The following is an 8,110-nucleotide window of genomic DNA, read 5'->3' as shown; positions in this document are numbered from 1 at the left end:
TCTGTCCTTCTTCCATGTTTGATACCCGAACTTGAGTAGTCATTTCAAAAATCATTGTTATCCCACAACAAATTAACGCTTGAATTATCAAGGACTCGTTACGTTACCGTCAGCTAGTGCGCCTGCTCGCTCTGTTGCAGCATTTCTGCCAAGTAAGGGTTCAAGAATACGCCCGAAGGATCAAGCTCTTGACGAAGGCGAAGAAATGCTTCCCACTTCGGATATATCGTACGCAGCTGCTCTGCGCGCATCGTGTGCATCTTTCCCCAGTGTGGTCTCCCGCCATTCCGTCTACAGATCTCCTCTACTTTGGCAAAATAGTCGGCATACTTCATCCCACGGTACATATGTACAGCGATATAGCCAGAATCACGTCCATTCGCCGGACTGAGCCATATATCGTCTCCCTGAACATAACGGCATTCGATTGGAAAATGAACAGCAAATTGATCCCGATCTACTGCATCGCGTATTTCCTCAAGTACAGTTCGCATGCTGTCTGCCGGTACACTGTACTCCATTTCATTAAATCGAACCAGCCGCGGCGTCGCGAAAATAAGGTGACTATGCCCCACTTCCTGCACATCCGGTACGCTTGTTGCTGATAATCGGCTTATTGGCTTGCAAAGGCGCGGAATGAAACGACAGCACTCCGACAATAACCAGAATAGCGCATTCTCCAGCAGCATGACTTTCCAGTAACTCCAGCGGCTTGGCGTTCCGGGAACCTCATCCGTCATATTGGTCAGTTTTACTTGAGCGATATCCGTATAAGGAAACCAAAAAAATTCGAAATGACGGTTTTCCTTTTTGAATAGATCAAGCTGTTCAAGGCATTGGGAGAATGGCATTTTGCTGCTTGCATAGCGGAGAGCGTACGAATGTACAACACGAAGCTTCACCTTAACGATTATCCCGAACATCCCTAGCGACACCTGCATCGCCCGAAAAAGTTCTTCATCCTGCTGGGCTGAACATTCGAGGATTTCCCCTGCCGCTGTCACTACCGTCAAACCTACCACTTGCGTTGCGAGGCTCCCGAGCCGCTCCCCAGTCCCATGTGTTCCTGTACTGATCGCTCCTGCAATAGATTGCGCATTAATATCGCCCAGATTCTCTTGCGCGACCCCATAGGCATGCAATTCTTTCCCAAGTCGATCCAATTTAGTTCCACCCCACACCTCGGCTATCCCCTGCTCCGAATCAACAGCAATTACACCCTGTAATTGATCCAAGGAGACCAATACATCATCGGTCTGGACGAGTCGGGTAAATGAATGTCCGGATCCGACGACACGCAGCTTCCGTCCTTCGGCGGCACATTCCTTAACAATCCCGACCACCTCTTCTATGCTGGCCGGATATACAATGCTTCTCGGCAATCCGCGTACGAGTCCTGACCAATTGCGCCATACTTTCGTATTGCGCTCCTTCAAATTTACAGAAAGCATAGTCCGTCCCCCCGATATGTCGTTGTCTTGCCAACGATACTGCCGTTCGAAATGTAGTAGAGATGTGCGAATCGCTCACATAACTCTCCTGCTTTGCTATGACGCATGAAGATCGGATCGCCGAGTTTCAGCTCTTCTGGCCCGTTGTAGCGGATCGGTGTCTGCACTTCGCCTGCCCCTTCCATCGTAAGAAGTGCCGTACCTTGCGGCAGGTATGGACGCGGCAGTTTGTCGCTGCCTGCAGCGCCCGAAGCCGTGTATCCGCCGCCCAAGCAAGTGTAGAGATCGCCGCGCGGCTGCCGCACGATCTCGATCGCATACCCTGCGGCGGGAAGGAAGGTGAAGTCCCGGTAGTGATCGAACAGACCGGGCGAATAGAACCCCGAGCCGGCTGTAACCTCGGTGACGGCCGGCTCAACGCTGCTTGTATGCAGGCTGCCCGTGCCGCCTGCATTCACGAACCGCAGCGGTGGAATGCCCATGCGCTCGATCGCCGCGACCAGTTCGGCCCGCCTGGCAGCGGCTTCACGGATTGAGCGGCGCTTGAGCAGCCGCACGATCGCGTTCTTCAGCGCCTGCCCAGGCACGCGGTCGCCTAAGCCTGCGACCTGCGCTTCATAGCCCATGAGCCCGTCGAGCACGACGTGCTTCGACTGCGCGATGCGCTCGATGAGGCTGAGCGCCGCAGCTGTAGAGCGTATTGGCGAGCGCCATACGCCGATGTGCAGCCCAGAGACATCGATCGATATATCGATGTCCACACAGAGCGGCAGCCTCACGCCATATTTGGCGGCTGCCGCTTCCGCCTGCTCGACATGCGTCTCGCAGTCGACCATCAGCGTGATGCTGCGCCCTTCACGCTGATGCATGGCGACGGACTCCAGCAGTCGTGCGTCCGCCGCAGGGTATCCTAGCAGCAAGTCTGTGAATCCTTGCTGCGCGAGATAGAGTGCTTCGGGTACCGTGAAGCACATGATCCCTTGAAACTGCGCGTTTGTCTGTAGAATGCGCCGAAGCACATCAACAGAGCGGATCGATTTACTCGCAATGCGGACCTTTTTTCCATTCGCAAGGTGGAGAACGCTCTGAATATTCTGCTGCAACAGATCCAGATCAACGAAGGCAAAGGGCATCGGAAGCCCCGTGCATACTTCTTTATAGTAACGATAATCGCGCACTCTACTCGACCTCCTTTGTCTGGAAGATGTACGATTTCTTATATTATTATTTAAGGTTCTTTGCATTTATTATTTCTAGATTTTGAGGCCATTTCTTATACGAAAAGACCCAGCCTAAGATAGCTCGTATCTTAGGCTGGGTCTGCATTTTCTACATCATATAAACTGAACACATAATGGGATAGGCTCGCTTTTTATGGATTAAAGACGCGTTGAATTATACTACCCTTTTGCTTAACCCCATTACTCAGTCTGCATCATTTTTTAAGGCATAGTTCCCTGTCCACCTAAAGTTATTACCATAAGGTCCAGTTTTGTCTCAAGCGAAAATGTGAAATTGAAAACCGTCTTCATTTACGTAAAACAATATATGTTCTTATCATTGATTCTTGGCAAGAACATATATCGTGAAAATAAAAAAAGCCGCAACTAAGCGACTTTTAAGCATATACGTTATTCTCACCCGACAATAGTTAGTAATGTGGTTTTAAATAGTTGCAAAGGCGATCTTCATTTTGATATTCATCAACAATGATGATACTTAGCCATACGACCAAGATAATGTGTGCAGTCACCACTTCAAAATGCTCCTATTTATTACCGAAGGAGATTGGTTTTCGCCAGTTCGATGATTTCGTTGCCTTGCCCGTTCAAAACAGCTTTCAGCATCCACATCGTAAATCCGCGTGCCTGCTCGAAGTTGATCTTCGGCGGCATAGCCAGCTCCTGACGATTGACGACGACGTCCAGCACTACCGGACCGTTGTGTTCGAACGCTCGACGAACGGCGCTTTCCAAGTCGTTCGGATCCTCAACCCGGATTCCTTCGATTCCCATAGCTTGAGCCATTACCGCAAAGTTTGGGTTGTCGAGTTCCGTTCCGAATTCTAAAAAGCCGGCTGCTTTCATTTCCAATTCCACGAATCCAAGCGCACCATTATTAAAGACAACGATCTTGATCGGGAGCTTATGCTGACGAAGGGTCAATAGATCTCCGAGCAGCATGGTGAGTCCCCCGTCCCCCGACAGTGATACGACCTGGCGTCCCGGCTGTGCAACCTGCGCCCCAATCGCCTGAGGCATGGCGTTCGCCATTGTCCCATGGTTAAACGAGCCAATAAGCCTTCTTTTTCCATTCATGTTCAAGTATCGGGCTGCCCACACAGTCGGCGTCCCAACATCGCAAGTCAAAACGGCATCCTCATCTGCGAGATCGCTGATTACCTTCATGAGGAATTGCGGATGAATAGGCGCTCGGCCGGGATCTGCAAGTTTGTCCAGCTCCTCGCGGACTTTGGCATAATCTGCCGCAAAGTGCTGCAGATGATCAGGGGAGTGCGGTTCTTCTAATAGGGGTAACAGCATTTCGACCGTCGTCTTTACGTCTCCGCACACCCCGTATGCGAGTGTCGTTCGCCGGCCTAGTCGGGAGGAATCCAAATCAACCTGAAGGATGGTCGCTTCCTGCGGATAAAATTGCCGGTATGGAAAATCGGTACCCAGCATGAGTAAGACATCGCATTCCATTATGGCATGGTAGCCGGAAGAATAACCAATGAGGCCGGTTAATCCGACGGAATACGGATTGTCGTATTCCAGATATTCTTTTCCTCGCAGCGCTATGACCATCGGGGATTGCAGCTTCTCGCACAGCTTCATGAGCGAAGCATGAGCTCCCGCGCAGCCGGCACCGCACAGCAAGGTGATCCTCTTGCCTTTGTTTAAGTAGTCGGCAAGCGTCTTCAATTCGTCTGTAGAAGGGCAGACAATCGGACGGGTGGAATGGATGACTCGTTCTGGAACGGGGCTTTCGTCGTATTCGAAAGCGGCTACATCTCCTGGAAGAACTAAGACAGACACTCCCGACCTTGCCGTCGCGGTTTGCATCGCCATCGTAACCGCTCGGGGCATTTGCTTCGGTCCGGTTACGACTTCACAAAAGAAGCTGCATTCCTGAAACAACATGTCCGGACGGGTCTCTTGAAAGAAGCCGCTGCCGATCTCACTGCTCGGAATATGAGCGGCAATCGCAAGTACTGGCACCCTGTTTCGATGGCAATCGTACAATCCGTTAATGAGATGCAAATTACCTGGCCCGCTGCTACCCGCACATACGGCGATTCCTCCACTGAGGGTGGCATCCGCGCCCGCTGCGAACGCTGCAACCTCTTCATGGCGGACATGGATCCATTCTATTTCTCCAGAACGACGGATCGCATCGAGCAAGGCATTGAGCGAATCGCCGATAATGCCGTAAATTCGCTTCACGCCGGAGTTCAGAAGGGATTCCACAATGGAATCCGCTATCGTTCTTCTCATGGGAATCTCTCCTTTTTGTTTTTATTATATTGCCATAATACGAGCAGCCTATTCTTGATTTCACAACGATATAAGCCCGAACCAAGAAGAAAGCCCGACAATACACATCTCGGGTTTGTTGGGCTTCAATCATAAGATTATGTAGTCAAATTTCGGTCATTTCATTCACTTAATATAGGAATGCTCCCGTTAGTACAATAAAAAAAAGAGCTGCATATGCAACTCATATCAGAAGCGTTTATTTTCACTTACTGTGATACGAACCTTGGCAAGTGAAGTTAGACTAGCATATATTGCTGGAAAAAGGAGGTTATACCATACATTCTAATAACCGTAAAATCGCTAAAACACGCAAAGCTAGTGCGATTATTTCGCAGCGCAGACCACCGTTTTGTTTAGACTGTTCACAGTATGCCCAGACCGCAATTAATGGCGCGATAAAGGATCTACGAGCAGCAAAGCGATTTCTTTCTCGTGGGAGATTGGAACGGGCTGAAACTGCTCTAGCTAATAGCCTCCCAGACATTGCCAAGGCAATTCGTAATATTAATCGTATAGAACGCCATTAAAAAGGAAGGTATTGATAATCTCACCCTTATTAAGAATAATCCTCCCATTCAGTAGAGCCCCTCTCCCTTGGGGCGTCTTTCCATGTCCTAAGCAGTAAAGGTCAAATATTTCGCTTCACTTATGGTACGGTTCCCACGCTGTCGGTAACGGCATGTTTAAAGGCCATCCTTTGCCGGATGGCCCTTTCTTTTTAGAACATACACCTTATTGAGCTAGAAAGCCAGCTGCCGATACAATCAGTAACTGGCCATCCATCCATAATCCTATTTTAATATTTCACGTTTTCGCTTCTCAAACCGGTTAATTGCTCGAATTGCTCGAGCGATGTCTGGAAGGCTGTTAGCCAAAGCATCTTCAGCACGCTCAAGTTTCCTATGAGCAACAAATCGCTTCGCTGCTTTCAAATCCCGAATTGCTCCATTGATCGCTAACGTGCAGCTATTGCAAGATGGGGCTGGTGCCGTCGCTTTCATTTAGAGTGCGCCTCCTTTTGATTTGAACTTCCTTTCCGATCACCGTACTCTCGATGCACGCTCAGCTTGATTGATGCCACAGTGCAGCTGGCAGATTTCTTCATAAGTTTCTTTCGTCATAGACAAGATTAGCAGATTGCGCGACAGGAGCTTCAGCGGCGAAGCATGCAGCTAAGCAAGGGACGGCGATGCCACATAACGCCCGACAAGCCATTCCAATCTTTATGCATGTTTCGAGGCAATCCGGGGATGGTGAGCCAACAAGACGCCCTTGATACAGGATACCCACAATATATTCCTCTGCAGCTGGCCAGGTATAGTTAATTACCCATATGGCTCCTATTTTTCCGAAGGCTGAAGGTCGAAGAAGCTCAACAACTGAAATAGTATAGCTGGGAAAGGATTCCGTCCTTATGAGAAGATGAAATTGGAAGTCGCTCAAGAACTCGGGAATCAGCTCCCCCAGGACGCTTATATAGGCTCATCGATTCACCTGATAAAAGTATTATGTACACGTTCTGATTTCATAAAATAGGGAATCCAAATTGCACAAGTTAGTACAGATTTCACTATATCTCTTAATGAGCTTCCATCTTCCAGTTCACTCGCTAAGGGAATTTGAATTACTAATAGATAATCAATTACCCCAATAATTAAACTAACACTATAGAAAATTATCATTAGCCGCGGTAATGTTGACTTCTTTCCATAAAAATTAATGAGTATAAATATACAGAAGAATAAAAATAGCACATTATATATCGCCTCGAAAATAAGCACAGGTCCCCATAAAGGGTGGTAATATTGTGACGTTAATGACGTTAGTACTTCCCATGTATCGGATCTGAATGCAGGTAATGAATGCTGGAATAGTTGCACCGTTAATAGAATCATCGTTAAGTAAAGACCGATTTGTACTAGAATCAACCACCCCCCTAGCCCAGATACACCTAACGGCAGATGGTCATATTTCTGTTCTTGAACATTTGTCTCCATTGAAAAAAACTCCCTCTTATCTCAGTTGTTCTATCTATATTCTTTAATTCCATTTTCAAAAGCTTCTTGGTCATTATGATCTAGCCCATGTAGAGCTTCCTGCAAAGCAAAGGTACTTCTATAAAAATGAACTCGTTCTGCAATTTGTCTTCCACTCGGGTACAAATCCGTGCATACTTCAAAAAACTCTTCTCCATAACTGGAGAGAATTCCCGCAAAATCATATGCTGGATCCCCAAGTCCGGAACCTCCGAAGTCAATTATTCCTGCAATCCTGTTTTCTTTTGGATCCCATAAGATATTACTTGCTCCAAAGTCTCCATGGATAAAGGTTTGCTCCAAATTCTGATTATACGGATTATTCAAAAATCCAATAAAGTTCTCTGCTACTTTTTCTTGTGCATCTACTCGCATAAAAGGAAAGAGTTTCTCTTTAATTCTTACATATAGATTTTCTATAGTTCTATGTACACTTTCATGTTGTTTTTGAGAAACAAAAGCTTTCGGTATATCCATAGAGTGAAGTTCAATTAGAAAAGTAACAAGTTGTGAGGCAATTGTATTCGTAAGGTTTTGACTTTTGATATTAATCAGTTCTTCCTTCCAAAAAGGAGCACCTTCAATCAGCTTATAGCCCATGAAAGCCTTACCTACCTCCATCTCATCAAAAGATTTATAGGCTGGATAGGGAATCGGCATCGCTACAGTTTTACTGATTGATTCCAATAACTCCGTTTCTCGCTTTAATTTTTCTAATCCTTGCTTGTACTTAGGAAACCTAAAGACGAGAGATTGATTAAGAATAAATACGTCATTATTCTGTCCGATCTCATTTTGTTTAACATCTTGAATATGTAAATTGGGGTACACTTCTTGAATGCGTCGAATGTAGGTAGAGATCATTTACAAGCTCCTTCATTATAAATGTTTTACTTTCTTGAGTTGTGGCTGAGTTCCTATAACGTATCAGCATCTACCGTTAAATACACTTTATGATTGTTGCTTATCGATTCTACTTAAATTCATTTGCAAATGCTCCATTTTCGCTATGCAATAGGTATCTTTTATCATTAACCACATTATGGTAATCAATTTCTAAAAAATATGTTGCTTTACTTAGAAC

Annotated in this window: 6 protein-coding genes; all 6 read right to left on the bottom strand. The window is 46.7% G+C overall.

The features are described from left to right. Positions 1 to 113 precede the first annotated feature (113 nt). The 6 genes from BBG47_RS26615 to BBG47_RS26590 all read right to left on the bottom strand — a co-directional run bounded on the left by BBG47_RS26615 (position 114) and on the right by BBG47_RS26590 (position 7,890). A complete protein-coding gene (locus tag BBG47_RS26615) occupies positions 114 to 1,451 on the bottom strand; it encodes a D-arabinono-1,4-lactone oxidase (protein WP_065294263.1) in 1,338 nt (445 codons plus the stop codon). After that, on the bottom strand, positions 1,439 to 2,629 hold the full coding sequence (locus BBG47_RS26610) for an amino acid deaminase/aldolase (RefSeq protein ID WP_065294262.1): 1,191 nt from the start codon (positions 2,627 to 2,629) through the stop codon (positions 1,439 to 1,441). The genes BBG47_RS26615 and BBG47_RS26610 overlap by 13 nt, the downstream gene beginning before the upstream one ends. Before the next feature lie 597 nt (positions 2,630 to 3,226). After that, positions 3,227 to 4,948 carry a ubiquinone-dependent pyruvate dehydrogenase gene (gene poxB / locus BBG47_RS26605; protein ID WP_065294261.1) on the bottom strand — a complete coding sequence of 574 codons (1,722 nt, stop codon included), beginning with the start codon at positions 4,946 to 4,948 and terminating at the stop codon, positions 3,227 to 3,229. 833 nt (positions 4,949 to 5,781) lie between these two features. Further along, on the bottom strand, positions 5,782 to 5,991 hold the full coding sequence (locus BBG47_RS30165; protein WP_065294260.1) for a hypothetical protein: 210 nt from the start codon (positions 5,989 to 5,991) through the stop codon (positions 5,782 to 5,784). A gap of 489 nt (positions 5,992 to 6,480) precedes the next feature. Further along, a complete protein-coding gene (locus tag BBG47_RS31315; protein WP_065294259.1) occupies positions 6,481 to 6,987 on the bottom strand; it encodes a DUF2569 domain-containing protein in 507 nt (168 codons plus the stop codon). A gap of 30 nt (positions 6,988 to 7,017) precedes the next feature. Further along, a complete protein-coding gene (locus BBG47_RS26590; protein WP_065294258.1) occupies positions 7,018 to 7,890 on the bottom strand; it encodes a phosphotransferase family protein in 873 nt (290 codons plus the stop codon). Between the last annotated feature and the right edge of the window lie 220 nt (positions 7,891 to 8,110).

The sequence above is a fragment of the Paenibacillus sp. KS1 genome, from assembly GCF_001680695.1.
Lineage (GTDB): Bacteria > Bacillota > Bacilli > Paenibacillales > Paenibacillaceae > Paenibacillus_B > Paenibacillus_B suaedae.
The sequence above is the reverse complement of the archived record's forward strand: the minus strand, read 5'-3'. Positions and strand labels throughout refer to the sequence as shown.